At 61.6% G+C, this 25,213-nt stretch carries 17 protein-coding genes; 8 read left to right on the top strand and 9 right to left on the bottom strand.

From position 1 onward, the window contains the following. The 7 genes from gatB (at position 1) to CQR48_RS07760 (ending at position 10,186) form a co-directional block, all read left to right on the top strand. Positions 1-1,497 carry an Asp-tRNA(Asn)/Glu-tRNA(Gln) amidotransferase subunit GatB gene (gene gatB / locus CQR48_RS07790; protein WP_101452515.1) on the top strand — a complete coding sequence of 499 codons (1,497 nt, stop codon included), beginning with the start codon at positions 1-3 and terminating at the stop codon, positions 1,495-1,497. A 501-nt stretch (positions 1,498-1,998) separates the two neighbouring features. Further along, positions 1,999-3,072, top strand: a complete 1,074-nt coding sequence (locus CQR48_RS07785) for a GNAT family N-acetyltransferase (RefSeq protein WP_240932233.1) — start codon at positions 1,999-2,001, stop codon at positions 3,070-3,072. Beyond that, positions 3,069-3,383, top strand: coding sequence for a DUF2469 domain-containing protein (locus tag CQR48_RS07780; protein WP_015451098.1), 315 nt, complete (start codon positions 3,069-3,071; stop codon positions 3,381-3,383). The genes CQR48_RS07785 and CQR48_RS07780 overlap by 4 nt, the downstream gene beginning before the upstream one ends. 147 nt (positions 3,384-3,530) lie before the next feature. After that, a complete protein-coding gene (locus tag CQR48_RS07775) occupies positions 3,531-5,120 on the top strand; it encodes an NAD(P)/FAD-dependent oxidoreductase (RefSeq protein WP_015451097.1) in 1,590 nt (529 codons plus the stop codon). A 321-nt stretch (positions 5,121-5,441) separates the two neighbouring features. After that, positions 5,442-7,466, top strand: coding sequence for a transcription termination factor Rho (gene rho / locus CQR48_RS07770; protein ID WP_101452513.1), 2,025 nt, complete (start codon positions 5,442-5,444; stop codon positions 7,464-7,466). A gap of 223 nt (positions 7,467-7,689) precedes the next feature. Further along, on the top strand, positions 7,690-8,082 hold the full coding sequence (locus CQR48_RS07765) for a chorismate mutase (protein WP_015451095.1): 393 nt from the start codon (positions 7,690-7,692) through the stop codon (positions 8,080-8,082). A 154-nt stretch (positions 8,083-8,236) separates the two neighbouring features. Beyond that, entirely contained in the window at positions 8,237-10,186 is a 1,950-nt protein-coding gene (locus tag CQR48_RS07760) for a hypothetical protein (protein ID WP_143252508.1), read from the top strand. Positions 10,187-10,353: 167 nt separating this feature from the next. On the opposite strand, the gene valS is transcribed toward CQR48_RS07760, so the two are convergent. The 4 genes from valS to CQR48_RS07740 all read right to left on the bottom strand — a co-directional run bounded on the left by valS (position 10,354) and on the right by CQR48_RS07740 (position 16,862). Beyond that, positions 10,354-13,137 (bottom strand): valine--tRNA ligase, encoded by a 2,784-nt coding sequence (gene valS / locus CQR48_RS07755; RefSeq protein ID WP_101452511.1) that lies wholly within the window; start codon positions 13,135-13,137, stop codon positions 10,354-10,356. 227 nt (positions 13,138-13,364) lie between these two features. Beyond that, positions 13,365-14,921 carry an ABC transporter substrate-binding protein gene (locus CQR48_RS07750; protein ID WP_101452510.1) on the bottom strand — a complete coding sequence of 519 codons (1,557 nt, stop codon included), beginning with the start codon at positions 14,919-14,921 and terminating at the stop codon, positions 13,365-13,367. Between the two features lie 126 nt (positions 14,922-15,047). Further along, positions 15,048-15,716: an endonuclease III gene (nth, locus tag CQR48_RS07745; protein ID WP_101452509.1), complete on the bottom strand. Its 669-nt coding sequence runs from the start codon at positions 15,714-15,716 to the stop codon at positions 15,048-15,050. Positions 15,717-16,121: 405 nt separating this feature from the next. Further along, positions 16,122-16,862 carry a winged helix-turn-helix transcriptional regulator gene (locus tag CQR48_RS07740; protein ID WP_015451090.1) on the bottom strand — a complete coding sequence of 247 codons (741 nt, stop codon included), beginning with the start codon at positions 16,860-16,862 and terminating at the stop codon, positions 16,122-16,124. 251 nt (positions 16,863-17,113) lie between these two features. Between CQR48_RS07740 and CQR48_RS07735 the strand changes: the two genes are divergently transcribed. Continuing rightward, a complete protein-coding gene (locus CQR48_RS07735; protein ID WP_101452508.1) occupies positions 17,114-17,857 on the top strand; it encodes a hypothetical protein in 744 nt (247 codons plus the stop codon). Between the two features lie 468 nt (positions 17,858-18,325). Here the strand turns inward: CQR48_RS07735 and CQR48_RS07730 are convergent, their stop codons facing one another. From CQR48_RS07730 to CQR48_RS07710, 5 genes are all read right to left on the bottom strand, one after another. Beyond that, positions 18,326-18,910, bottom strand: a complete 585-nt coding sequence (locus tag CQR48_RS07730) for a manganese efflux pump MntP (RefSeq protein WP_044091526.1) — start codon at positions 18,908-18,910, stop codon at positions 18,326-18,328. Positions 18,911-19,320: 410 nt separating this feature from the next. After that, positions 19,321-19,818, bottom strand: coding sequence for an inorganic diphosphatase (locus CQR48_RS07725; RefSeq protein WP_015451087.1), 498 nt, complete (start codon positions 19,816-19,818; stop codon positions 19,321-19,323). A 115-nt stretch (positions 19,819-19,933) separates the two neighbouring features. After that, positions 19,934-22,150 (bottom strand): maltotransferase domain-containing protein, encoded by a 2,217-nt coding sequence (locus CQR48_RS07720; protein ID WP_101452507.1) that lies wholly within the window; start codon positions 22,148-22,150, stop codon positions 19,934-19,936. A gap of 228 nt (positions 22,151-22,378) precedes the next feature. Further along, positions 22,379-23,386: an asparaginase gene (locus CQR48_RS07715; RefSeq protein ID WP_101452506.1), complete on the bottom strand. Its 1,008-nt coding sequence runs from the start codon at positions 23,384-23,386 to the stop codon at positions 22,379-22,381. Between the two features lie 87 nt (positions 23,387-23,473). Next, positions 23,474-25,015, bottom strand: a complete 1,542-nt coding sequence (locus CQR48_RS07710; protein ID WP_101452505.1) for an amino acid permease — start codon at positions 25,013-25,015, stop codon at positions 23,474-23,476. Between the last annotated feature and the right edge of the window lie 198 nt (positions 25,016-25,213).

Here is a 25,213-nt window from a genome sequence, read left to right as displayed (position 1 = left end):
ATGGCTGAAAAACTGATGAAATTCTCTGAAGCCGTCAAGCGGTTCGACCCGGTGATCGGCTTGGAGACCCACGTCGAACTGTGCACGAACACCAAACTGTTCTGCCCGGCACACATCGAGTTCGGCGGCGAACCGAACACCCAGCTGACCCCGGTGAGCCTCGGCCTGCCGGGAAGCCTGCCGGTGATCAACGAGACCGCCGTCGATTTCGCCATCAAGCTGGGCCTCGCCCTGCACTGCGAAATCGCCGAATGGAGCCAGTTCGCCCGCAAGAACTACTTCTACCCGGATATGCCGCGTGACTATCAGATCTCGCAGTATGACAAGCCGACCAACGGCAACGGCTACCTGGATGTCGAACTGGATGACGGCTCGATTTTCCGCGTGCCGATCGAACGTGCGCATATTGAAGACGATGCCGGCAAGAACACCCACGTGGGCGGTGCCGATGGCCGCATTGAAGGCGCCGACCATTCGCTGGTCGACTACAATCGTGCCGGCGTCCCGCTCATCGAGATCGTCACCAAGCCGATCGAAGGCGCGGGCGAGCGCGCCGCCGAAATCGCGGGCGCGTATATGCGCACCTTGCGTGATATTGTGCGCGCCCTGGGTATTTCCCACGCTCGTATGGAGCAGGGCAATATGCGTGCCGACGTCAACGTGTCGCTGCGCAACAAGCCCACCGACCCGCTGGGTACGCGTTCGGAAACGAAGAACGTGAACTCCTTCCGTGGCATCGAGAAGACCATCGTCTACGAGATCCGCCGTCAGGCTGCGCTCTTGAGCGACGGCGGCGAGGTACTGCAGGAGACCCGCCACTGGGATGAGGCTTCGCAGACCACCGCCGGCGGCCGTCTCAAGACCGACGCCGACGATTACCGTTACTTCCCGGATCCTGACCTGGTGATGCTGCACATCACCAAGGAGCATATCGAGCGTATCGCCAAGGATATGCCGGAGATGCCGCGTGAGCGTCGCAACCGTTTGCAGGGCGAGTGGAAGTTCTCCGATCTCGAGATGCGTGACGTCATCAACGCCGACGCGCTCGACCTGATCGAGGACACCGTCAAGGCCGGCGCCACCGCTTCCGGCGCGAAGAAGTGGTGGCTCGGCGAGCTGTCGCGTGAGGCGAACGCCAAGGGCGTTTCACTTGAGGAACTGCCGATCACCCCTGCTGATGTCGCTGAAGTCGAGAAGCTCATCGCTTCCGGCAAGCTCAACGACAAACTCGCGAAGAAGACCGTTGCCGGCGTGCTCGCCGGTGAAGGCACTCCGGACGAGGTCGTCAAGAAGCATGGCTATGAGGTCGTCCAGGATACGGGTGCGCTCGAAGCCGCGGTCGACCAGGCGCTCGCCGACAATCCTGACATCGTTGAGAAGCTCAAGAGCGGCAATATGAAGCCGATGGGTGCGATTATCGGCGCCGTGATGCGCGCGACCAAGGGCCAGGCTGACGCCAAGGCGGTCAGCGGATTGGTCATGAAGAAGCTGCACTGAGCGAATCGGGTTGAGTGGCCGCGCTGATTGCGCTGCTGGTTGCGCTCAATGAGTGCGGCCGCTCGACATCACCAACGACAGCCCCACAGAGCCAAACGCCCTGTGGGGCTGTTTCGTACCGCCAAACCCGAACCCTTCTACCGACGCCGGCAGACACGTGAGCGTCGGCAGAAAGTGGAGGATGGCGTTCTCGCGGGGCGTACCGGGACATCCCTAGGTGCGTCGAGGGGATGCCGGGGGTATACCGGGGGCGCGCCGGGGGTACGTATTCGCAAGTTCCGTACAGGTTCGCCCAAAATCCTGCAACTTGTTACCCAACTCGGTAGAATGGGACCGTATTGGTAACGCTTATGAGGATGAAAGCGAATGTCTGAACAAACACAGTCAGTGGCGGACAGCACAGTAAACGGTACGGTCACCAGTGCTGTAAATAGTGCGGTCAGCGGCGAAGATCGCCGCGAACTGCCCGCCCGCATCACCATTCCCGAAATTCGCGGGGAGATGGTTCATCTGCGTCCGGCGAGCATCGAGGATTTGGGGCGTCTCGACCAGCTTGACGCGTTTTACAACGCATCCGGGATCACCGGCAAAGACCGCGAATCTGAACGTGCGGCAGTCAACGCGTGGGTGCGTCGTTCCGTCGCATGGGCAGAGGGCCGCGCGTCCGTGGACAGTGGGGTGGCAGACCCCGAATCGCGTCCCACCATCGCGTGGGCGATTCTGACCGACGCCGACCGTGACGGCGATGGCATCGTTGACGCGGAGGCGACGGACAACGTCATTGGCATGATTTTCCTCATCGATATCGACGGATGGTCGCGTTCTGCCAGAATCCAAGTCGTGCTCGGCAAGGATTACCGTGGCCGCGGCTATTCGCGCGACGCGATGCCTCGTGTCATGACCTTCGGCTTCGCTCCGAGGCCCGTCGGCCTTGGTATGCACCGCATTTGGGTCGCTGTGCCGGAGAAGAACACGCGTTCGCTGTCCGTGTACCAGTCCCTCGGCTTCATTCCCTCGGGCACGTCGCGCGACGCGCTGTGGGACGCCGAGAACAACAAGTATCAGGATTTGATCGTCATGGATATGCTGACCGACGAATACGATCCAATTCACTCGTTGGAGGTCTTCGGCATGCATGTGTTCGAAGACAATCCGGGCGTCAAAGAGGCGCTGTGTGCGCGCGAGCATTCGTTGGCGATCCGCAAGCGCGAACATCCTGCGGATGGCGGCGACCATGCGTCACATGCGAGCGGCGAGGGCGACCAGACCCGTCGCGATGGCGCCGATCAAGCCGGCAACGACACGAACGGCCAGGCAGACGGCACGATTGAAGGGACCAGCACGTCCGCAGACGATGCCGCGCCGGGCATCTCGGGAGACAGCCGGCCTGCTGACGACCATTCCGGGCAAGCCGACGCCGCCCAAAGCCAAGCATCTGCCGGCACCCCCGGCCACCACACGCTGGATGGCGAGGAGAATTGGCCGCACAGCTCGCATGACCGTCAGCCCTCGAAGCAGGCGTGGTGGCGCACCATCGGACGCAGGCGCGAGCGCAGGACGGAGGAGGACGCATGAGCGCGGAAGATCTTGACAATTACGAGACCGACGCCGAACTCGCCCTGTACCGGGAGTACCGGGACGTCATCAAGCTGTTCACCTACGTTGTGGAGACGGAACGTCGTTTCTATCTGGCGAACAAAGTCGATTTCAACGTGCGTTCCGCCGGCCAGGACGTGTATTTCGACGTGCAGCTGACGGATGCGTGGGTGTGGGATGTCTACCGTTCCTCCCGTTTTGTGAAAAGCGTGCGGATTGTCACGTTCAAGGACGTGAATGTCGAGGAGGTCCAGAAAACGGATATCGATATCCCTGATTCGTTGACTTGACACGGTTTGCGAGACTCCCCGCCTTTTGGTGGCGGGGAGTGCTAGCATGGCATACGGTTTATTCGTGTATTTTTTCGGCTTCGGCGTCCATGATGCGCCGAATCATGTAAAGTTTCACTGATTTGTTGTGTTGTTCAGGAGGTCATTGTGGCACAGAAGCAGTCTGTCGTGATTATCGGCGGTGGTCCCGCCGGTCTTACTGCCGCGTGGGAACTGGTGAAGAAGGGCGGCGCCGAGCAGTACGACGTGACAGTGCTCGAGGAGACCGGTGAATTCGGCGGTATTTCACGTACCGTGAAGCATAACGGCAATCGTATGGATATCGGCGGTCACCGCTTCTTCTCGAAGGATGACCGCATCATGGATTGGTGGAAGGAGGTGCTGCCGCTGCAGGGCGCACCTTCCTATGACGACAAGAAGCTCGGTCGCCATCACGATTTGGAGCCGGGCGGCCCGGATCCGGAGAAGGAAGACAAGGTGATGCTCAAGCGCCACCGCGTCTCCCGTATTTTCTGGAACCATCACTTCTTTGATTACCCGATTTCTCTGTCAGCCAATACGCTCAAGGCCATGGGCTTCAAGCTCACCATGGTTGCCGGCTTCAGCTATCTGAAGTCCGTGTTCCACAAGCTGCCGGAAACGAATCTGGAGAACTTCTACATCAACCGTTTCGGCCGCAAGCTCTATTCGATGTTCTTCGAAGGTTACACGGAGAAGCTGTGGGGCCGTCACCCCAGCCAGATTTCCGCGGATTGGGGCTCGCAGCGTGTCAAGGGCCTGAGCATCATGGGCGTGCTGAAGAACGCGTTCCAGAAGCTCTTGCCGAAGAAGCGCGATTCCAAAGAGGTCGAGACCTCGCTGATCGAAGAGTTCTGGTATCCGAAGTATGGTCCGGGCCAGCTGTGGGAGACGGTCGAGCACAATTGTGAGCAGGCCGGCGCCAAAGTCATCACCGGCGCCAAGGTTGTTGAAGTGCGGCAGGAAGGCGGCAAGATCGCCTCGGTCGTATACGTCGACCATGAGGGCAACCGCACCGAGCTCAAGGCTGACCAGTTCATCTCGTCCATGCCGGTCAAGGATCTCATCAACGCGGTGGACGAGTCGGACAAGCCGGCCCCGAAGGACATCACCGAGATCGCCAACGGCCTGCCGTACCGCGATTTCGTGACCGTCGGCCTCTTGGTCAAGCATCTTCGCCTGAAGAACACCACCGACATCCCCACGCTCGGCAACCCGCCTATTGTGCCGGATTGCTGGATTTACGTGCAGGATCCGGGCTACAAGGTCGGCCGCATCCAGGTGTTCAATAACTGGAGCCCGTACCTCGTCAAGGACGTCGATGACACCGTGTGGATCGGTCTTGAATACTTCTGCAAGGAAGGCGACGATTTCTGGAATATGACCGATGAGGAAGCCACCAAGTTCGCCATCGAGGAAATGACTCGCATGCGCGTAATCAACGGCCCTCAGGATGTTCTGGACTCGCATCGCGAGCGCGTCAAGAAGGCCTACCCTGCGTATTTCGACACCTACGCGCAGATGCCGGAACTCGTTGAGTACCTTGATTCCTTCGGCAATCTGTATTGCGTGGGCCGCAACGGCCAGCACCGCTACAACAACATGGACCATTCCATGGCCACGGCGATCGAGGCAGTCAACAACATCAAGACCGGCAAGACCTCGAAAAAGAACGTGTGGTCGGTGAATACCGATAAGTCCTATCACGAGCAGAAGTAGCGACGCGTCGCGAATTTCGCGGTCCGGCCCGTCGTCCCGTCATCGGGGCGGCGGGCTTTGTGTTCTTGGCGTCCCGGTGCCGTACTGCACCTGAAGGGTGAGACATCCGACGGCGGCAAGCTGTCAGGCGAGGCGTGCAAGCGCGACGCGTCACGAGGAAGAGGTGTGTTGCGCCGGTCGCGGCGACGTTGTACAGTAAATGAAGTTCGGTTGGGTCTGAAGACCGTGATAATCGAACGTTTCATCGCGGTTTTTCCGCATCTTGTCATACAGCTCGCCGGCGAAGCGTCGGTAGAAGCCACAGAAAGGCAACATTAGGCAATGAGCCAAAATCTTGAGGATATGAAGCTGCCTGAGCTCAGGGAGCTTGCCAAGCAGATGGGCCTGCGCGGTACGTCGACTATGCGTAAGCCCCAGCTGCTCGCAACGTTGCAGGCGGCTCGTAGTGGAGGGCAAGCCCCGGCCGGCGTCACGGTACGTGTACCGAAGCCGGTGAAGAAGGTCACTTCTGCCCCTGAACAACCGCAATCGCAAACGGAGCCGCAGTCTGTGGCATCTGCGTCTGATTCCGCATCGGCTTCCAAACCAGCATCCGAGCCGCAGTCCGAGCCCGCGGCCGAGTCCGCATCCGAACAGCCGGCCGCCCGCGCCAATCGCAGGCCGTTGCGCGTCCCCCCGATTGCGCATACCGAAGCGATTTCCTCGATGGAAGGCGAGTTGCAGATGCCGCGTGTGCATGAGCGCCGCGCCCATCGTCGTGTTGAAGAAGCAGCGGGATCGTCTCTGCTCGATCAGCTTGATCTAGACAGCAGTGAAGGCATGCGCACGCGTCACCGTGGCAATGAACGCGGCAATGAACGCGGTGAAATCCATCGCCGCGGCGGCCGTGCGGATTCGAGCGTGCAGGAACGCGAAGAAGAGGCCGTTCGCGATCTTGACGATATCCTTGCGAGCCTGCCTGCGCAGAAGAACGAGGAACATGCCGGTGACGACCGTGCATTCGGACATCGTCGCGGATCGGGTCGTAATGATCGCATCGAGCGCAACGACAGAAATGATCGCAATGACCGCTCCGATCGCGGGGACCGTTCTGACCGTAATGATCGTAACGACCGTAATGACCGTAACGACCGCAGGAACGGCAATCGTCGTCTGCGCGGCCGTGATCTTGACGACCGCCGCGGCGAGGAGCAGAATGAGGAGCTCGTCCCGGTCGCCGGTATTGTCGACGTGCTGGATTCGTACGCATTCATCCGCACCTCCGGCTATCTGCCCGGCCCGAACGATGTGTATGTTTCGATGGGCCAGGTCAAGAAGTATGGTCTGCGCAAGGGCGATGCCGTGCAAGGCACCATCCGCACCCCGCGTGAAGGCGACCGTCGCAACCAGCGGCAGAAATTCGTGCCGCTCCAGGCAATCAGCAGTATCAACGGCATGAGCGTCGACGAGGCTGCGAACCGCCCGCAGTTCGCCAAGCTCACCCCGCTGTACCCGCAGGAGAGGCTTCGTCAGGAAACCACGCCGAATAAGCTCATCGGGCGGATCATCGACCTTGTCGCCCCCATTGGCAAGGGCCAGCGTGGTCTGATTGTCTCCCCGCCGAAGGCCGGCAAGACCATCACCTTGCAGGCCATCGCGAACGCGATTACCGTGAACAACCCGGAAGTCCATCTCATGGTCGTGCTCGTGGACGAACGTCCTGAAGAGGTCACGGATATGGAACGTACCGTGCAGGGCGAAGTCATCTCCTCGACCTTCGACCGCCCGGCGACCGACCATACGATGGTTGCCGAACTGGCGATTGAGCGTGCGAAGCGTCTGGTCGAACTCGGCCAGGACGTCGTCGTGCTGCTGGATTCCATGACCCGTCTCGCCCGTGCATACAACATCGCCGCTCCGGCGTCGGGCCGCATTCTGTCCGGCGGCGTGGACGCACAGGCGCTGTACCCGCCGAAGAAGTTCTTCGGCGCCGCACGCAACATCGAAAACGGTGGCTCGCTGACCATCATTTCGACCGCGCTGGTGGAAACCGGCTCGAAGATGGACGAGGTGATTTTCGAGGAGTTCAAGGGCACCGGCAATATGGAGTTGCGTCTGAGCCGCGATCTGGCGGACAAGCGCATGTTCCCGGCCGTGGACATCAACGCGTCCGGCACCCGCCGCGAGGAGCTCATCACTTCGCCGCAGGAACTGCCGATTATCTACCGTCTGCGCCGGCTGTTCGGCGGGCTCGAACCCGAGCAGGCGTATCAGGCGCTGGTGCCGCGTCTCAAGAAGACGCCCAGCAACCATGACTTCCTCAAAGCGCTGGTCCAGCAGTCGGGCGCGGGTTCGTCCTCGAACTGATGCCTTGCCCGTCGCCTTAATCGGCGATAGGGGTGCCAGCACGAAAGGCTGATGTTGTTGGCCGGCGTTATGGCTGACTTTGTTGATGGCGGATCGTCCCATGACGGTCCGCCATCAGCGTAGGGGTAATCGGCGGCTTGTCGCGCCCACCACGCTCGGTTTCGCGTCGGCTTGGCGGCGCCTGCCGGTCCTTGGTATGACAAGGCTGATAATCTTAGACATTATGAACGATTCCGAACATGGTGATTGGCAGGATACGACCATCGATTCCCAGCAGGCGCAGGAGCATCCGGAAGTCGCACAGGCGGTGCGCAAAATCAAGGCGTTGCGCCAGTCGATTGACAATGTAGACACGGCCATCGTCTCGCTGCTCGCGGAACGGTTCAAATTCACGTCCGAAGTGGGCGTGCTCAAGGCGCAGGCGGGATTCGCGCCAGCCGATTGGAAGCGCGAGGATGCCCAAATCAAGCGGCTCCACAGGGTGGCGCAGGAAGCCGGGCTTGATCCTCAAATCGCGGAAATGTATCGGGAATTCGTGGTCACAGAAGCCAAGAAACGTCATCAGCGTATCGCCGACGCTGGAGGGGATCCAGGCGTGCTGGATGTATTCGCATGAGCGTGAGGCCCGGCACGGCCGACGAATCCGGACATAACGGAGGCGTGAATCTGAGTCGATACCACGGAACAAGGAGCAGACGACACTGATGATGGTGACCCGCGGCACAAGGCGTGGCAAGCATCCAGGAAGGATTGCAGGCAGGGTGTGCGGCATGACGGTATCATGCGCGATGACCCTCGCCATAGCAGCCGGGGGAGCGGCACCCGCGCGCGAGGCGGAATATCCCTCCGGCACCGCTGTGGCCACGAAAACGCAAGATGTGTTCGGCATTCTGCACGCGGGAACGATTTCCGGTGAGCTGTATATCGCCAACGATTTCCAGATCGACCAGTCCGGCACGGTCATCGATTACGGGGTCAGCGAGGACGGCGAGCCTGTCGCGCAAACGGTGGGCGGCGAGGAACAGGCTACGGGCGCGGCGGCCAATACTCTGACCCGAGTCAGCAGTGGCCTCAAAGCGATGCCTTGGAGTGTGCATGTGCGCTACAGTCTCAACGGGCCGAATGTCGATTCGTCGGCGGTCAGCGGGGCAAACGGCTTGGTCGGCCTGCACGTGACCGTAGCCCCGAATCCGCTTGCCGACACGGATTACGCCAACACCACGATTCCTGTAATCGCGTTCACGGTACCGACTAAAGTCACGAGCGAGATCACCGGCAGCAGCGGCACGCTCGTGACTCAAAATGGCACGGATATGCTGGTCGTCGCGGTCGGCAGGCCCGCCCGTACCACATCCTTCGACTTTTTCTTCACCGCGAAGCACTGCTCGATGAGCCCGTTGGCGGTCGCTGCGGTCGAAGCTTCCGATACCGCGGAATTCAGCCGATCCATGACCGCGCTCGCCACACGGGCCAGCAATCTGTCGGATATCGCCATCGGCGGCGGCAAACATGATACCAAGCTGCTCAACCGGCTCAAAGCGATGCGTGACGCAGAACGCGACAAGGCGAAGAGCGCTATCGCCGCTGCGGACCCAGCATACCAGCAGGCCTTCCATGATTACATGGCCGCGTATGTGACCTCGTACACCGGGCATTTGAGCGGCTCGATCGGTGACAGTACGCAGATGAGCGCGCTGCTTGGCACGGCGGGCGAGCTGAACAGCGACACCCCGGTTGCGCGGGCTGTCGCTGATATCTCCAATGCGACCAATGATCGTAGCGCCGCGCGGGCACATCAGGGCGCGGCCGACGCGATTGATGCCACCATCCGGCAAATCGAATTGCGTGGAACGACTGGCTTGGCGGCTGATCTCAAACGCCAGGCGGCTTCTCAGACCTCACGCGCGGCCAAGGATTTCAAGACCGGCCAGAAGATGATGCACGATGCGATGATTCCGTTTTCGATGGCCTATACCGACGCGTATACGCGGCATCTGAGCAAGATGACCGGAGGCACGGCGTCGGGTGCATCCACGTATGCGCAGCAGGCGATTAAGCAGACGAACGACGAATTCGCTTCGAACAAGAACCTCAAGGCCGACAATCAGAAAGTTCAGGCCGCACTGGATACGATGGCTGCGGCGAAAGCCCGTGAGGGGCAGGGCAAGATGCTGCTCACGCTGGCTGCGCTGGTCGCCAAATCCGGTACTGGTGATGTGTCCGGTGCGTCCAAAAGCGCGGCGGCGGATTGGAAGACGGTGTCGGCGAACGGTTTGACGGCTTATGCCTTGCAGTCGGGTGCCGGGGTACGTGCTGACGATAAGGCTGCTGATGGTGCCGGCAATGCTGCGCCTGCTGCCCCGCTTGCATCCACGCGTTCGTTGTATGGCCTCGCAGGTCGGCAATCGCATGGTATTGAGGCGGATATGTCGGGGACGGTCAATGATGTGGTGGCCGTGGAAACGGCAGCCGAAATCATCAAGAATGCCGTGGATACGTTGGCGCCGGACGGGGCGTCTGCATCGTCTGCGTTGAAGCGGGCGATTGACGAGGCGCGTGCCGCCAAAGCCAAGGTTGTGGCTCCTGTCGACGCGCAATCTTCAGTCGGGGCTCTTGAGGCCTCACGCATCGGACGTGAAGGGACCTCGCGGGACGTCGTCACCCCGGTCAACACGCACACCGCCGGTGCCCGCTTCCTGATGGTCACCGACGAACTCTGATCCGCCAAACCCCACCGGTAACCGTCACCACCCCGTGATGCTACCCAAACTGGTTACGCTGGGAGGCTTGATTGCGTAGCTGGTTTGGGTAGAAATACAAACTGGTTACGCCGGGCGGGGGCTCAGCGTAACCAGTTTGTGGGCAAGGACGTGGGAAGCGTCAGCGCTTACTTGCGCGGCTTCTTGGCGGGCGGCTCACCGAGCTCGCTGTCCTTGACGATGACGGCGACCGCAGCATCGGCTTCGTTCTTCGCGTCCTCGGCAGCGCTCTTGGCAGCCGCCGCAGCCTGCTTCACGGCCTTGATGGCGGCACCGGCACGTACCAGCGTGATATTGCCGACCACGCGTCCGGCCTCGGCGATGTCGCCCAGCGTGGACTTGATGGAATCGGCTGCATCGTCCACCGCGTCAAGCGTGACAGACAGGATTGGCGTCTTCATCGAGACCTTCGCCTCGGACTTGATTTTGCGCAACGCGGCAAGCGCCTCGCCGGCATAGGTGAGCACGTCCGGGGAGACCTTGAACGCGGCCTGCTCGTACGGCTCCGGCTTCGGCCATGCGGCGCGGTGCACCGAGCCCTCGCCCGCGTGCATCCAGGACCACACCTCTTCGGTCGCGTACGGCAGGTACGGGGCCAGCAGACGGGCGAAGGTGTCCAGGCCCAGGCCCAGCGTGGTGCGCGCGGACTTGACCGCCGTCTCGCTCGGGGTCTTGCCCGTCGAATCAGCAGTGCCGTATGCACGGTTCTTCACCAGCTCGATGTAATCGTCGCAGAACTGCCAGAAGAAGCTTTCGATGACTTCGAGCGCCTTCGAATGCTCGTAGGAGTTCAGCGCGTTCGTTGCCTGGCGGATCACAAGCGCCATCTTGGCCATGACCGCGCGATCCAGCGGCTCGGTCACGTCGGCCGGGTCCCAATGCGCGACGGCAGGGGAGCCGACATGATGGTTCTCGTCCTCGCGGCCGATGGCCAGCGCGAACTTGGTGGCGTTGAGCAGCTTGATGGCCAGACGGCGACCGATCTTCATCTGTCCTTCGTCATACGTGGCGTCCAGGCCGAGGCGCGCGGAAGCGGCCCAGTAGCGCACGGCGTCCGCGCCGAGCTGCTTGATCGGCTTGTTCGGCACGACCACGTTGCCCTTGGACTTCGACATCTTCTTGTGATCCGGGTCGAGAATCCAGCCGGAGAGTGTAGCGTTCGCCCACGGCAGGCAATGGTTCTCAAGATGCGCGCGGTCGATGGAGCTGAACAGCCAGGTGCGGATGATGTCCTGGCCCTGCGGACGCAAATCCATCGGGAACGTGGCCTTGAACAGTGCCTCATTCTCCTCGCCCGGCTCGGCCCAGTGGGTCACAATCTGCGGGGTCAGGGACGAGGTTGCCCACGTGTCCATGATGTCCTTCTCGGCGGTGAAGCCATTCGGCTGGTCACGCTGGGACTCGTCGTATCCTTCCGGCACGTCGTTGGTCGGGTCGATCGGCAGCTGGTCCTCGCGCGGGGTGAGCGGATGCTCGTAATCCGGCTCGCCGTTGGCATCAAGCGGATACCACAGCGGGAACGGCACGCCGAAGAAGCGCTGGCGGGAAATCAGCCAGTCGCCGTTGAGGCCGTTGACCCAGTTGTCGTAGCGCACGTGCATGAAGTCCGGGTGAAAGTTGAGCTCGTTGCCGCGTTCAATGAGTTCGGCGTTGAGCTTCTTGTCGGTGCCGCCGTTCTTCAGGTACCACTGGCGGGAGGTGACGATTTCGAGCGGCTTATCGCCCTTCTCGTAGAAGTTCGTCATACGGGTGGTGGGCTTCGGCTCGCCGTCCATATCGCCGGATTCGCGCAGATGGTCGACGATGATCTTGCGGGCGGAGAACGTGGTCTTGCCCTCGGTCTCCTCGAAGATCGCACGGCCCTGCGGGTCCTCGATCCAATCCGGCACGCTCATAATGATGCGGCCGTTGCGCTGGATAATCGGGCGGGTCGGCAGCTTCAGATCACGCCACCATTCGACGTCGGTCACGTCACCGAAGGTGCAGCACATCGCGATGCCCGCGCCCTTGTCCATCTCCGCCGCCGGATGCGCGAGAATCGGCACCTTGACCTTGAACAGCGGGGAGTAGACGTACTGCCCGAAATACTGCTTGTAGCGGTCGTCTTCCGGGTTGGCGATGAGCGCGCCACAGGCGGCGAGCAGTTCCGGACGGGTGGTCTCGATGTAAATCGGGGTGCCGTCTTCGAAACGGAACGCGATCTTGTGATAGAAGCCGGGGTATTCGCGGCTTTCCAGCTCGGCTTGGGCGACCGCGGTCTGGAAAGTCACATCCCACAGGCCCGGCGCGTCCTTCTGGTAGGCTTCGCCGCGAGCGAGATTGCGCAGGAACGCCTTCTGCGCCACGCGCTGCGGATGCTCGCCGATCGTGTGGTAGGTCTGCGACCAGTCGATTGACAGGCCGAGCGACCGCCACAGCTCCTCGAACTGCTTCTCGTCCTCCTTGGTGAGGCGCTCGCACAGTTCGATGAAGTTCTTGCGGCTGACCGGCACCTGGTCCTTCGCGTTGATCTTCTTGCCGTCGGTGCCTTCGAATGGCGGCTTGAAATCAGGATCGTACTTCAGGGACGTGTCCACGCGCACACCGTAATAGTTCTGCACGCGGCGCTCGGTAGGCAGGCCGTTGTCGTCCCAACCCATCGGATAAAAGACGTCGAAGCCCTGCATGCGCTTGAAGCGGGCGATGATATCGGTGTGCGTGTAGGAAAACACGTGGCCGACATGCAGATGGCCGGACACGGTGGGCGGCGGGGTATCAATCGAATAGACGGCCTTGCGGTCGCGTGTATTGCGGAATTTATAGACGCCGGATTCGTCCCACGTCTTGCGCCACTTGTCTTCGAGCCCGTCGACGCCGACCTTGTCAGGCAGCGGGGTCAGGTTCGCGGTGATGGTATTGTCCTGATCAGTCATAACCGCTAGTTTAGGGAGCGATTATGACAACAGGGGAGCGGGCTTTCGGGCGGGAAGACGGGTTTCGCACCGGTTCCGTTCAGCTCGCGTCGGTTGCGGGCAAACGGCGGCTGATGACGGGTTTCGGTTGATGGCAGATCGCGGTTGATGATGGCGGGCTACGGCTTGTGACAAGCTACGGCTAGCGACGGGTACCGACGCCGACGCTGACAACTGCCGGACGCCGGTCAGTGCTTCTTCAACGCGAGGTCCTCGAGAGGGAGGATTTCGTCGGTCAGATTCACCGGGTATCCGCTCAGCTTCGGGTTGACCGCGATGTTGATACCCCGCTCGTACAGCCACGCCGCGGCAGCGTCCTGGCTGACCGTGCGTGCGAACGTTGCCATATGCGTGGCGTAGTCGGTGGCGTTCGTCGATGCGACCGCCTGCTGGTATTCCTGCTGTGCCTCGCCGTTCTGGTATTGCAGGGTGTTGTCCACGCCGTTGAACAGGTCCACGTTGTCGGTGCCGCCGACCGAAACCAGCGCGATCTTGAAATCGCCGCTCTTTAACCGCTGGCTCAGCGTCGCGTCATCGACCACCTGCATATCAGGATTGATAGCCGTCAGATTCGACGTGCCCTGCTTGAGATAGTCGTTGATTTGCGCGCCGAGCGCCTGATATTCCTGAGGTACGAGGAAGGTCAGATCGCCGAAATACCGGGTTGAATAATAGGTGAGCATCTGCGCGGCCTTCGCTTGGTCATGCGGGTAGACCCCCGTCAGATCCTCATAGCCAGGTTCCAGCGGGCCGATCGGGCCACCGAGCGCCTGTTTCGCGTCTGTCGCCGAGGACGCCACAGCGGCGGTGTCAATCAGATAGCGGAACGATTGGCGGGTGCGCAAATCCGACATCGGTGAGTCCGTGCCGCAATTGAAGACGAGCATCACTTTGGATGTACTGGAACCTTGGACTGCTTTCATTCCGGTGCGTTTGCCGATATCTGCGATGCTGGTATGCTCCAGCGGCAGCGCGAGCTCCACTTTGCCTTCGGCAGCGGCTTCGAGCAGCGAGGATTCGTCGCCATAGTAGTGCAAGGTGACTTGGGCGCTCGCCGCTTTCTTACTGTCCCAATACCGATCGTTGCGTTGCAGGGTGATGATGGAACCCTGCTTGTATGTCCGCCCGACGATGAACGGGCCGGAACCGAGTGCTTGCGTGGTGTAATCGAGATCCGCTGTGCTGTCGTAGACGATGCCGGAGCGTCCCGACAGCGCGCGTAGCAATGTCGCGTCAGGCTCGCGCAGCGTCAACACCACTGTGCTGGAGTCGTCTGCGGACACGGAGGTGACGGACCCAAGGCGCTCGTAGCCTACATATTTCTTGCTGATGATCTGGTTGAACGACCAGACGACATCGTCGGCGTCGAGCGCGTCACCGTTGGAAAATGTCGTGTTGCCGCGCAGATGGAGGGTCACGGTCCGCCCGTCCTTGGATGTGGACCAGCTGTTGGCGAGCGAGGGGATGAGTTTGTTGTTCTCATCGCGTCCGATAAGCGTTTCGTAGACGTTGCCGAGCAAGGCCTGTTCGACGGCGGTGCCTTGTTCGGTGCGGATATCCAATGATTTCGGGGCGTCGATGAGGCCGACGTCGATGGTTGAATCAGAGCCGATCAGCCTGGTGTCGTCAAGAACCCCGCTACGTTCCGCGATGGATTTGCCGAGCATGATCAGCGCGAACAGGGCGATGACGATGGCGCTGAACGCAATCCACCGTCTGAGCTCTCCCTGCTGCTTCTTCGTCATGATTTGAGTCTACCGCGAACTCCGCCGATGCGCGGCCCGTGCATACCCCCTTCGATCAGACGGCGTCGGTTTTCTGGCGGTCTTTCGGTCGTCCCTGTTATGGCCGATCGCCGCTGGTGTTGTGCTTCACCCGAAGATGCCGGCGCTGGGACAGGTGTCGTTGAGGGGACAGGCGGCGCAGTCGGGTTTGCGCGCATGGCATGTCGCCCGTCCGTGCAGGATCAGCCGGTGCGACAGATCGGTCCACTCCTCGGGCGGGAAACACGCGGTGATTTCGCGTTCGATATGCACCGGGTCGGGGTGTGCGCTGCGCCAATCGGTACGCCAGCGCAGGCGGCCGGTCACGCGAATCACATGCGTGTCAACGGGGAAGCCCGGCACGCCGAACGCGTTGCCGAGCACCACATTCGCGGTTTTCCGCCCGACACCGGGCAGTGATGTCAGCTCGTCCATGGTGTGCGGGACGGTGTCACCGAACCGTTCGTGCACGTCATGCGCCATCGCGACGATATTGCGAGATTTGGCGTGGTAGAAGCCCAATGGCCGGATGATATCCTCGACATCCTCCACCCGTGCGGCGGCAAGTTCGGCCGGTCCGGGGTAGCGCGAGAACAGCGCGGGTGTGACTGTATTCACCCGTTTGTCGGTGGTCTGGGCGCTCAGAATCGTCGCGGTCAGCAGCTCGAAAGGGTTTGTGAAATGCAGCGCGCACGCCGGGGCGGGGAACTCCTCGCATAGGATTCGGTACTCGTCATGCATGCGCTCGATGCGGTGTCGTTTGCTTTCGCTGGCCATACCCGCATGATAAGGCACAGTGGGCATTCGCCCAACCGCGGGTTGTATGCCAATGGCGAATTGCTGATGCGGCGGACGTTGATGAGGTGGCGGTGACGGCATTGTGTGAGGATTGGCTCGCACAAGGGCGGTTCGGGTGGCTGGAACGAACTAGTTGGGCGGCCCACACGGTCGTGATGTGAGGATTGGCTCGCACGATGGCGGTTTGGGTGGTTGGGTTTGGCTGGCTGACCTGTTTCGGGTGGCATTGTGTGAGGATTGGCTCACAGGATGGCGGTTTGGAGTGACTGGAATCGGTTGATTGGGGTGCGTCGGGGGTTCTGTGTGAGGATTGGCTCGCACGATGGGCACTTGAATCAACCCGAAGAGTCAGAATCAGCCTGAATCGCCCGAACCAACCCGAAATCAGCCCTGGGCAGCGTTCGCGCGGGCGGCGCTGTCGTCCTTGTCGTCTTCCGGCGGGTCGAAACGGTAGCCGACGTTGCGCACCGTACCGATGACATGCTCGTATTCGCCGCCGAGCTTGGCACGCAGACGTCGCACGTGAACATCCACGGTTCGCGTGCCGCCGTAGTAGTCGTACCCCCACACTTCCTGCAACAGCTGCGCGCGGGTGAACACGCGTCCGGGGTGCTGGACCAGATATTTGAGCAGTTCGAATTCCTTGTAGGCCAAATCAATCGGGTGTCCGTGCAGACTTGCCGTATATCCATTGGTGTCGACGACCAAGTCGCCGCAACGGATCAGCCCGTCGGTGTCCTGTGCCCCGACCGTATTTGACTGGACGCCAGACGGCATGTTGCCACGTTCCGTGACCAGCCGCAAACGACCTTCGACCTCGGCGGGGGAGGCGTTGGCAACGACGACGTCGGCGATGCCCCACTGCGAGTTAACAACCGTGAATCCGCCCTCGGTGAGAATCAGCACGATCGGCGTGGACAGGCCGGAGGCATGAATCAGCCGGCACAGGGTCTTTGCGGTGGCGAGATCGTCCCTCGCGTCGAGGAACAAGACGGTGCTTTCCGGCATCTTCACCAGACTCGCTGCATCCATCGGCAGCACGCGCACCCTGTGAGAAAGCAGCGCGAGCGACGGCAACACGGATGCGGGGTCACTGGCAGAGGTCATCAACGTCAAATCAGTCATGTTGCAGCCCTCCGGTCGAATTACGGTTTTCACACAGTTTACAGCTGTAATGTTATGGCAATCAGGACATTCAAGGGCGGTGCTTCCATATGGCGGAGAATGGGCAAGCGCGCGGCTACAATGAGTAAGGAACTCCGTCATGACGTCACATGCCGGTAACATGCCCATAACATTGTGGACCACCCGGTTGCATGACGATGACACATGACGCCGTGCCACGGCAGGAACATCCGTCGGCGGAAGGAATAGATATGGTAGAGCAGACACAACCCGACAGCACCCTCCCGCACCGTCCGTACCGTGGCGTACTCGCCGTGCAGGTTATCGCACTTGTGCTGCTTGTCGGTGCCAGCCTGCTCGGCCAGTTTGCCCTGTTCCTCGAAGTGCCGCTGTGCGTTGCGGCGATGGCGGCGTTCACGATTTTCTGGCCGTTCCGCGGCACTTGGACTGATCGTGTGCTTGGCGTGCTCGCAGGTCTGATTTCGCTGGTGTTTGCGCTCAACGCGCTTGGCAGCGGGACACTGTACCCGTCGTTGAACGCGAATGACGCGCTGACGATTGCCGCGACTCCGCTGATTCACTGGGCGTGCGTGTATGTCATGCTGCTTGCACTGTTCACGGTTATCGGTTTCGCCCGCCAGATGGCACGCAAAGAGCGTACCAATCTGCTGCGCTCGCTCTCGCAGAGTCTGACCGGCGTGGTGGCGATGGCGAGTATGCCCGGCTGGCTGTTCGTGGTGGTCTCGGCGTCCTGCGTGGCGTTCACAGGGCCGGGAACCTGGACTGCCATTGTGGTGAGTGTGATTGCGTTGGCGCTCATGGTGCTGATGGTGATCGCCTCGCGGTTCTGGCTCAAGGATTTCGATCCGGATCCGGACGTACCGGCCCCGTGGGTCGGGATTGCCCTGCTGCCGGTGATGCTGCTTGGGCTGGTGGCGTTCGCCGCGACGCTGGCATTGCTGCTGTGCCAGTATGGTCCGATATTTGTGGACTGACTTTCGCGCTGAATTGCTGCGGGAACCCAATGATACGAGGGGATTTGGGGGTTCCTGTGTGCGGCGGTTGTGGCTAGCCTGAGATGGGTTCGCAATTCGCCGTCGCCGGGATATCCTCGGGGCGGATTCCCGTAGTTGCAGTGCTATTTCGGGCGGGATTACGTAGATTCGGCCCTATATGCCGGAGGCTGCGCGGTCGCTGCCCCGGCGTACGGGCGATGTGATGGTTTCTTGGATATCCCGGGTGGAGTGTGCCGCAGCGTCGTGCGATTGGGGGTGTAGTTGCGGCAACCTGTGGCAGGAAGCGTGCGATCTCGGATATGCTGTGCGCGGTGTCGGTCGGGAACTCTGAGATGGTGCGCTATCGGTCGATGCCCGTTGGGAATGCCGCCGGTCGCGCCGTCCGCCCGGCCCATGCCGCCGGTCGCTGCCCGCCCTACCAGGCGATGACGCCGGTCGCTGCCCGCCCTACCAGGCGATGACGCCGAGATGCTCGAGCAACACCTTGATGCCAATAAGGATGAGGATTACGCCGCCCGCAATCTGCGCGGGTTTCTGCCATCGGGCGCCGAACGCGTGTCCGATATGCAGGCCGGCGGCGGAGAACGCGCCGGTCACCACACCGATGATCAGCACCGACCACAGGATGTTCACCTTCATGAATGCGAAACTCACCCCGATCGCGAACGCGTCGATACTGCACGCCACGGCGAGCGGTAGCATGTGCCGCCAGTCGAACTGCGGTGTTTCGCGCGCGTTCTCGTCATCTTCCTCGAACGCCTCGCGGACCATGTTGCCGCCAATCAGCGCGAGCAAGCCGAAAATAATCCAGTGATCCACGGCCGTCACATACCCGCTGAAGGTGTCGGCAACCAGGTAGCCGAGCAGCGGGAACAGTGCCTGGAACCCGCCGAACCACAGGGCGGTTTTGAAGGCGTCCAACGGGCGTACCCGGCGCACGGTCAGGCCCTTGCCGATGGACACGGCAAACGCATCCATCGAAACGGAAAGCGCGATGAGAAGAATACCAACCAAAGAGGTGCTTGATGTCATAGTCAGTGCATGGTTCATCCGCAGTGCGGATGGGCCTCGACGGCTAACCGCCTACGCCTTACGGTCCGACACGGCGACTGCCGGCGTAGGGCGGCTTTGAATTCCCATGAATCTGTTCGCATGTCGAAATTACCCGCCCAAGTATAGTCGCTCGCTGCTGAAAGACAAGCCGCGGATTATGCGGACTAGGCCTGACACGTGAACTACGATGACCACTCCGACCGTGCGATTACGTCGATTACGTGACCACGCGACTACGCAGCCCGTGCAACCCGCCCAAACGAAAGGAGCCGCCCCAATCGGGACGGCCCCTTTCGTATCCGATATGTGCACAGCTCGGTTCGGCGGATGCCTAGGCGATCGCTATCAATCCCATAGCTTCAAGCCGAAAGCCGAACCATACATATGCCTCACTTGGCTTCGGAAGCGGCGAGACGTTCGCGCGCGGCCTTGATCTCGGCCTCGGCCTTGTCCACGCCGGCCCAGAAATCGCCCGGCTTGACTTCCTTGCCCGGCTCCAGAGCCTTGTACTGCTCGAAGAAGTGCTTGATTTCCGCCTTGTGATACTCATTGACATCGTCGATGTCCTTGATGTCGTCGAAACGCACGTCGGCAGGCACGCACAGCACCTTGTCGTCGCCGCCTGCCTCGTCGACCATGTGGTACAGGCCGACAGCGCGGCACTCGACCACGCAGCCCGGGAACACGGAATTCGGGATCATCACGAGCGCGTCGAGCGGATCGCCGTCCTCGCCCAGCGTGCCGTCGATGTAGCCGTAGTCATCCGGGTAGCCCATGGCGGTGAACAGCGTACGGTCCAGGAAGACGCGACCGGTCTCATGGTCCACTTCATACTTGTTCTTGGAACCGCGCGGAATCTCCACGACGACATTGAAGGTTTCTGCCATTTCGAATCTCCTTGATAGACAACAGGATTTCCGTTATTCAGGATACTCGGTACCCGGCACGTATGCCACGTGATGTGGATTGTGCAGGGTACCGAGTATCGGGATTCGGGAAAAACTACCGCTTGACGCTCAGCACGTGCGCGACATCGGCCCACGGGGCGAGCGAGACATAGTTGTCGTTCGTCCAGGTGAAGGTACGGCCGGTCAGCTCGTCGGCCACGGTGAACGGCTCGCCGGCGGGCAGGCCGAACGCGGCTGGGTTGAGGCGAATCATGGACTGGTGAGCCTCATGGCCGTCGAGGTTCACGACCACAATCAGCGTGTCCGGCTTGCCGTCTGCGGTCAGCTCGGCGGGCGTGTGGCGGGCGAACGCGAGGATGTTCGCGTCCGAGCTGTCCAGGATCGTCAGATTGTGGTAGCTGCGGGCCGCCGGGTGGCGCCTGCGAATCGCGTTGAGTGAGGTGAGCAGCTTGGCGGTGCCGTACTTGTCGGCCTCGCTCCAGTCGCGCACGCGGATTTCGTATTCCTCGGGATTCTCAGGGGCCTGTGTGCCTGGCTGCTGCTTGTTTTCCACCAGTTCGTAGCCGCTGGCGATACCCCAGCTCGGCACGCCCATTGCTGCGAGCACTGCGCGGATCGCGTAGCCGGCGATGCCGTTGTCGCGCAGATAATCGGTAAGAATGCGGTGCGTGGACGGCCAGAACGTGTCATGCTGCGTGTATGCGGCGTCGCTGTTCGCCTCGAACAGGTACTCTTCAAGCTCGCGCTTGGTGTTGCGCCATGGGAAGTAGCAGTCCGACTGGGTGAAGCCGGCGCGGCTCAGCGCGCCCATCATCGCGGGCGCGGTGAAGGATTCAGCGAGGAACAGCACTTCCGGGTGCGCGTGCCGGGTCTGTTCGATGATCCGCTGCCACGCCTGCGCCGGCCAACGGTACGGTTCGACCGCGCGGAACACCGTCACTCCGGCTTTCACCCACACGTCCAAGGTGTGGACGATCGCCTTGACGATACCGTCCGGATCGGCATCGAAGTCCAGCGGGATCATATCCTCGCGCTCCGATTGCGGGTCGAAGGAATCGAGCGGATCGGCCGGTGTGCCGTCAGCCTTGCGGCGCACCCACTGCGGGTGTTCGGCGATCCAGGGATTATCCGGCGACACGAACAACGACACGTCAAGCGCTACTTCAAGACCCAGGTCATGGGCTTTCGCGGTGAACGCGCGGACATCATCCATCGTGCCGAGCGACGGATCCACACTGTCTGCGGCGCCGTCAGCCGAGCCGACAGCGTATGGGGAGCCTGGGTCATGGGCACCGGCATGGGCGACGCCGTTGCGGCCGCGACGTCCGGTCACGCCGATCGGGCTGATCGGCGGCAGACACACCGTATCAAAACCTTCGGCAGCGGCGCGTTCAAGGCCGGATACGGCAGTGGCGAGCGTGCCGGGGCGTGTGAAACCGGCCGCGTCATCATCCGCGGCACCTTCGGAACGGGGGAAGAAATCATACCAAGCGGTGAAACTGGACCCCGGACGTTCCACGTGAAACATCTGCGGGGCGCTTTCCGATACGCCATCGCGCAGCGGCTTGGCCTCATGCAGGGCGGTGACGTCGTCATTTGTGGCGGCGGCGAAGCGCTCGGCAACCGACAGTTTGCGGTCACCCAGCGTATCGGCAGCTTTCTTCAGCGTGCTGCGCTCGCCGGCGGTCAGGTGCGCGTCACGGGTCGAAGCCCAGCGGCGCAACAGGGCGGCGCCTGCGTCGAGTGCGTTCTCTACGTCTTCTCGGGCGTCGACGGCCTTGCGTGCCTGCTCGAGCCATGCGGCATACGGGTCGAGCCACGCCTCGATGCTGACCGTCCAATCGCCCAGCTGGCGTTTGACCGCCGACCAGCCGGACTGCCACGGGCGGGCGTCGCTCGGCTCGCCGGCCTGCACATCGACTTCCCAACGGCTCAAGCCGGGGTTGGTGCGGATCATGGTGCGGCGCTGGGTTTCCTTGCCGCGCGGATTGCGCACGATTGCAGCGGCGGAGAGCACGAGCCCTTGTTCGGCGGCGAGTTGTGCGCTGACATGGAATTGTTCGCCGAGTTCGACGCGTGGGGTCGTTTCGCCGTGCGGGGTGGTGTCATAGATTGCGACGCGGCCGAATCCGGCGGCGGCGGTGCGTGCCGAGGTCACCGCGGAGGTCTTGGCGGTGGCGGCTGCGGTTTTGCGTCGTGTCGTGCGCTTGCGTGTCGCGGCGGTTCGGGTGCTTGATGCTGTTTTGGTTGTTGTTGCTGTTGTCGCTGTCGTCGTTGCAGCGGTCTTTCTTGTCTTTGTATCTTCGCTCATACCGCCATTGTATGAGCGAAATCGTTACCAGTGCATGATTGACAAGCGGGGAATATTGGAATTTCCCTGAAGTTCAGCCGTCGTTCCGTCCGCCTTGCTGATTTCCGTCGTGCTTGCTGTGCGCCCCTGCTCCTGCCGACGCTGAGCGTGTGGTGAGCGTCGGCAGAAGGGTCTGACGACACTGAGTGACACGTCAGTGTCGTCAGAAACAGGAGTGAGGGAGGGTGCTCAGTTGCTTTCCAGGGTGATTTCGCCGGCGATGGAGCGGCCCATCCATGCGGACAGCTCGGCACCGCCCAATCCTTGGGACAGCAGGAAGATGATCTTCGCGTATGCGGCTTCGAGCGTCATATCGCCGGTGCCGACCGCGCCGGCTTTCGCGATGGCGTCCCCGGTCTCATACCGTCCGAGTAGCACATTCGCCTGTTCGCATTGCGAGGCGACAATCACCGGGACTCCAGCGTCGAGCGTGCCCGCGATGACGTCCGCGAATCCCGGCTCGAGGCTGGGGATGTTCCCGACGCCGTATGCGCGCAGCAATACAGCTTCAGGCAGGGGGTCGAGCATGGTGGCAAGCCGCTTGGCGCTCATGCCGGGGACCGTGTCGATAACCGCCACATCATGCCGTGCATACGGTTTCGGGTTCGTCCAACCCTCGCCCGGATTGTCGAAAGGCTCCCATTGCCAGGGCGTGCCTGTGCAGGCGAGCGTGCCGGTGGACGGCGAGCAGAAGCCTTCGAACGCCCAGCTCGAGGCTTTCGTCACGCGGTTGCCGGCGAACAGGTGATGCCCGAAGAACAGTGAGACGCCTTTCGCGTGGCCGCTCAACGCCGCGTTGAGCGCGCCAGTCACGTTCGCAGTCGCGTCGGATTCGATCTTGCCGAGCGGATGCTGGGAACCCGTGAAAATCACCGGCTTGCCGAAAGCGGTGAGCGCGTAGGACAGTGCTGCGGCGGAGTAGCTCATCGTGTCGGTACCGTGCAGCACGACGAACGCGTCGGCCTCGTCGCGGTGGGCCCACAGGTCGTCGATCATCGTCTGCCAGTTGTCGGGGGTCGCGTTCGACGAGTCAATCAGCGGGTCAAGTTCGGTGAAGGTGACATCCCCGTCGTGCAACTCGTCGCTTTCCCCAAGCAGGCGGCGCAGCCATCCGCGCATGTCGGCGCCGGGAACGAGCCCGTGGTCGGATTCGATCATGCCGATGGTGCCGCCAGTGTACGTGATATGAATGCGCATCCTGTCTCCTTGTGCTTGTTGCTTGGCCGTTGCCGATTCCAGTATCGCGAGTGCTGTGAATATCGTGAATATCGCGGATTCGCTGTGTCAGGCGGCGGCGAAATCGTCGCTGAGCTCCTCGATGGAATCCTCATCCTCGTCATTGTCGAGAATCTCGTCCATCAGGCTGCCGTCAATCCGCCCGCGCACCGCGTACCAGCCGATAATCATCGCAACCACGACGACGGCGAACAGCGCAAGTGTCCACCTGCCGGACGCGCTCGTGAGATTCGAGATGACCACGATGGCGAAGAACGCCAGTGCCAGATAATCCGTGAACGGTGCTCCCGGCATCCGGTAGGCGGGGCGTTGCTCCTTGCCCGCCTTGACGCGTTTGAGGAACGCGAGATGAGTGACGAGGATTGACGACCACGTGCCGGCGATGCCGATGCCGGCGAGATTCATAATGATATCGAAGGCGTTGGCGGGCAGCACTGCGTTGAGGACCACGCCAATCAGGCCGAGTGCCGACGTGATGATGATGCCGCCGTACGGGATATGGTTCTTGTTCATGCGGGCTGCGAATTTCGGGCCGGAACCCGCGATTGCCAGCGAACGCAGCGTGCGGCCGGTCGCGTACAGACCGGCGTTGAGCGACGACAGCGCGGCGGTCAACACCACGACTTGGATCACGTCGCCGGCGTGGGGAATGCCGATGCCGGAGAAGAAAGTGACGAACGGTGATTCGTTCGACGAATACGCGGTATACGGCAGCACGAGGGCCATGAGAATGACCGAGCCTACGTAGAAGCCGAAAATGCGCACAATCATCGAATTGATGGCCTTCGGAAGCACCTGCTGGGCTTCTTTCGCTTCGCCTGCCGCGACGCCCACCATCTCGGTGCCGCCGAATGCGAAGACCACGCCGAGAGTCAGCGCGAACACCGGGGCGATGCCTTCGGGGAAGAATCCGCCGTGGTCGGTGATGTTGTGCATGCCGGCGTGGTATTGCCCGACCGGGGCTCCGGTGATGATCGCCCAAATCGCGATAGCCATGAACGCGAGGATTGTGAACACCTTGATGGCGGCGAACCAGAATTCGGCCTCGCCGAAGGCCTTGACGCTCAGCATGTTCAGCGCGAACACCGCGGCGAGCGCGCACAGGGCAAGCACCCATTGCGGCACGGCCTTGAACGCCTGCCAGTAGTGGAAGTAGAGCGCGACCGCGGTGATATCGGCCATGACGGTAGTGGACCAGTCGAGGAAGAACAACCAGCCGGTGATATATGCGCCTTTTTCGCCGAGGAATTCGCGTGCGTAGGACACGAACGCACCGGAGGACGGGCGGCGGATTGCCAGTTCGCCGAGCGCACGGACCATGAGGAACGCGAAGATGCCGCACACCGCATATGCGATGGTCAGGCCGGCGCCGCCTTGAGCGAGACGTCCGCCCGCGCCGAGGAACAGGCCGGTGCCAATCGAGCCGCCGATGGCGATCATCTGGATGTGGCGCGGTTTGAGGTCTTTCGCGTAACCGGCGTCGCTTTTGTCGACCGCTTGGGTGACCGGAGCTGCTGATGCGGATTCGGTCGCGGATGCAGGCGGCCTGCTGCCGGACGCGCTCTGCTCTTGGTGTTGTTGTGATGCCATCTGGGTCGGATTCCTGGTTTCTGGTGTGATTGCTGGTTTGCCGCAGGCTTGGGCGTTTGCGGTTTTCGCGCCGGTATGGGCGGAAAGTGTGTGAAGGGATGCCTCAGGGCCGATGCCGCGGTACTCCTTCGCGCATGGCGTGAACGGGTGCCTTGAAATGTGCCCGACCCCCGATTACGTCAAACGTTTGACGTCAAT

The organism is Bifidobacterium thermophilum (assembly GCF_002846655.1).
Taxonomy (GTDB): Bacteria; Actinomycetota; Actinomycetes; order Actinomycetales; family Bifidobacteriaceae; genus Bifidobacterium; species Bifidobacterium thermophilum.
The sequence above is the reverse complement of the archived record's forward strand: the minus strand, read 5'-3'. Positions and strand labels throughout refer to the sequence as shown.

Coding starts and splice junctions, on each gene's coding strand:
- gatB (WP_101452515.1), top strand. CDS start 1: ATGGCTGAAAAACTGATGAAATTCTCTGAAGCCGTCAAGCGGTTCGAC.
- CQR48_RS07785 (WP_240932233.1), top strand. CDS start 1,999: ATGGTTCATCTGCGTCCGGCGAGCATCGAGGATTTGGGGCGTCTCGAC.
- CQR48_RS07780 (WP_015451098.1), top strand. CDS start 3,069: ATGAGCGCGGAAGATCTTGACAATTACGAGACCGACGCCGAACTCGCC.
- rho (WP_101452513.1), top strand. CDS start 5,442: ATGAGCCAAAATCTTGAGGATATGAAGCTGCCTGAGCTCAGGGAGCTT.
- CQR48_RS07765 (WP_015451095.1), top strand. CDS start 7,690: ATGAACGATTCCGAACATGGTGATTGGCAGGATACGACCATCGATTCC.
- CQR48_RS07760 (WP_143252508.1), top strand. CDS start 8,237: ATGACGGTATCATGCGCGATGACCCTCGCCATAGCAGCCGGGGGAGCG.
- valS (WP_101452511.1), bottom strand. CDS start 13,137: ATGACTGATCAGGACAATACCATCACCGCGAACCTGACCCCGCTGCCT.
- CQR48_RS07750 (WP_101452510.1), bottom strand. CDS start 14,921: ATGACGAAGAAGCAGCAGGGAGAGCTCAGACGGTGGATTGCGTTCAGC.
- nth (WP_101452509.1), bottom strand. CDS start 15,716: ATGGCCAGCGAAAGCAAACGACACCGCATCGAGCGCATGCATGACGAG.
- CQR48_RS07740 (WP_015451090.1), bottom strand. CDS start 16,862: ATGACTGATTTGACGTTGATGACCTCTGCCAGTGACCCCGCATCCGTG.
- CQR48_RS07735 (WP_101452508.1), top strand. CDS start 17,114: ATGGTAGAGCAGACACAACCCGACAGCACCCTCCCGCACCGTCCGTAC.
- CQR48_RS07730 (WP_044091526.1), bottom strand. CDS start 18,910: ATGACATCAAGCACCTCTTTGGTTGGTATTCTTCTCATCGCGCTTTCC.
- CQR48_RS07725 (WP_015451087.1), bottom strand. CDS start 19,818: ATGGCAGAAACCTTCAATGTCGTCGTGGAGATTCCGCGCGGTTCCAAG.
- CQR48_RS07720 (WP_101452507.1), bottom strand. CDS start 22,150: ATGAGCGAAGATACAAAGACAAGAAAGACCGCTGCAACGACGACAGCG.
- CQR48_RS07715 (WP_101452506.1), bottom strand. CDS start 23,386: ATGCGCATTCATATCACGTACACTGGCGGCACCATCGGCATGATCGAA.
- CQR48_RS07710 (WP_101452505.1), bottom strand. CDS start 25,015: ATGGCATCACAACAACACCAAGAGCAGAGCGCGTCCGGCAGCAGGCCG.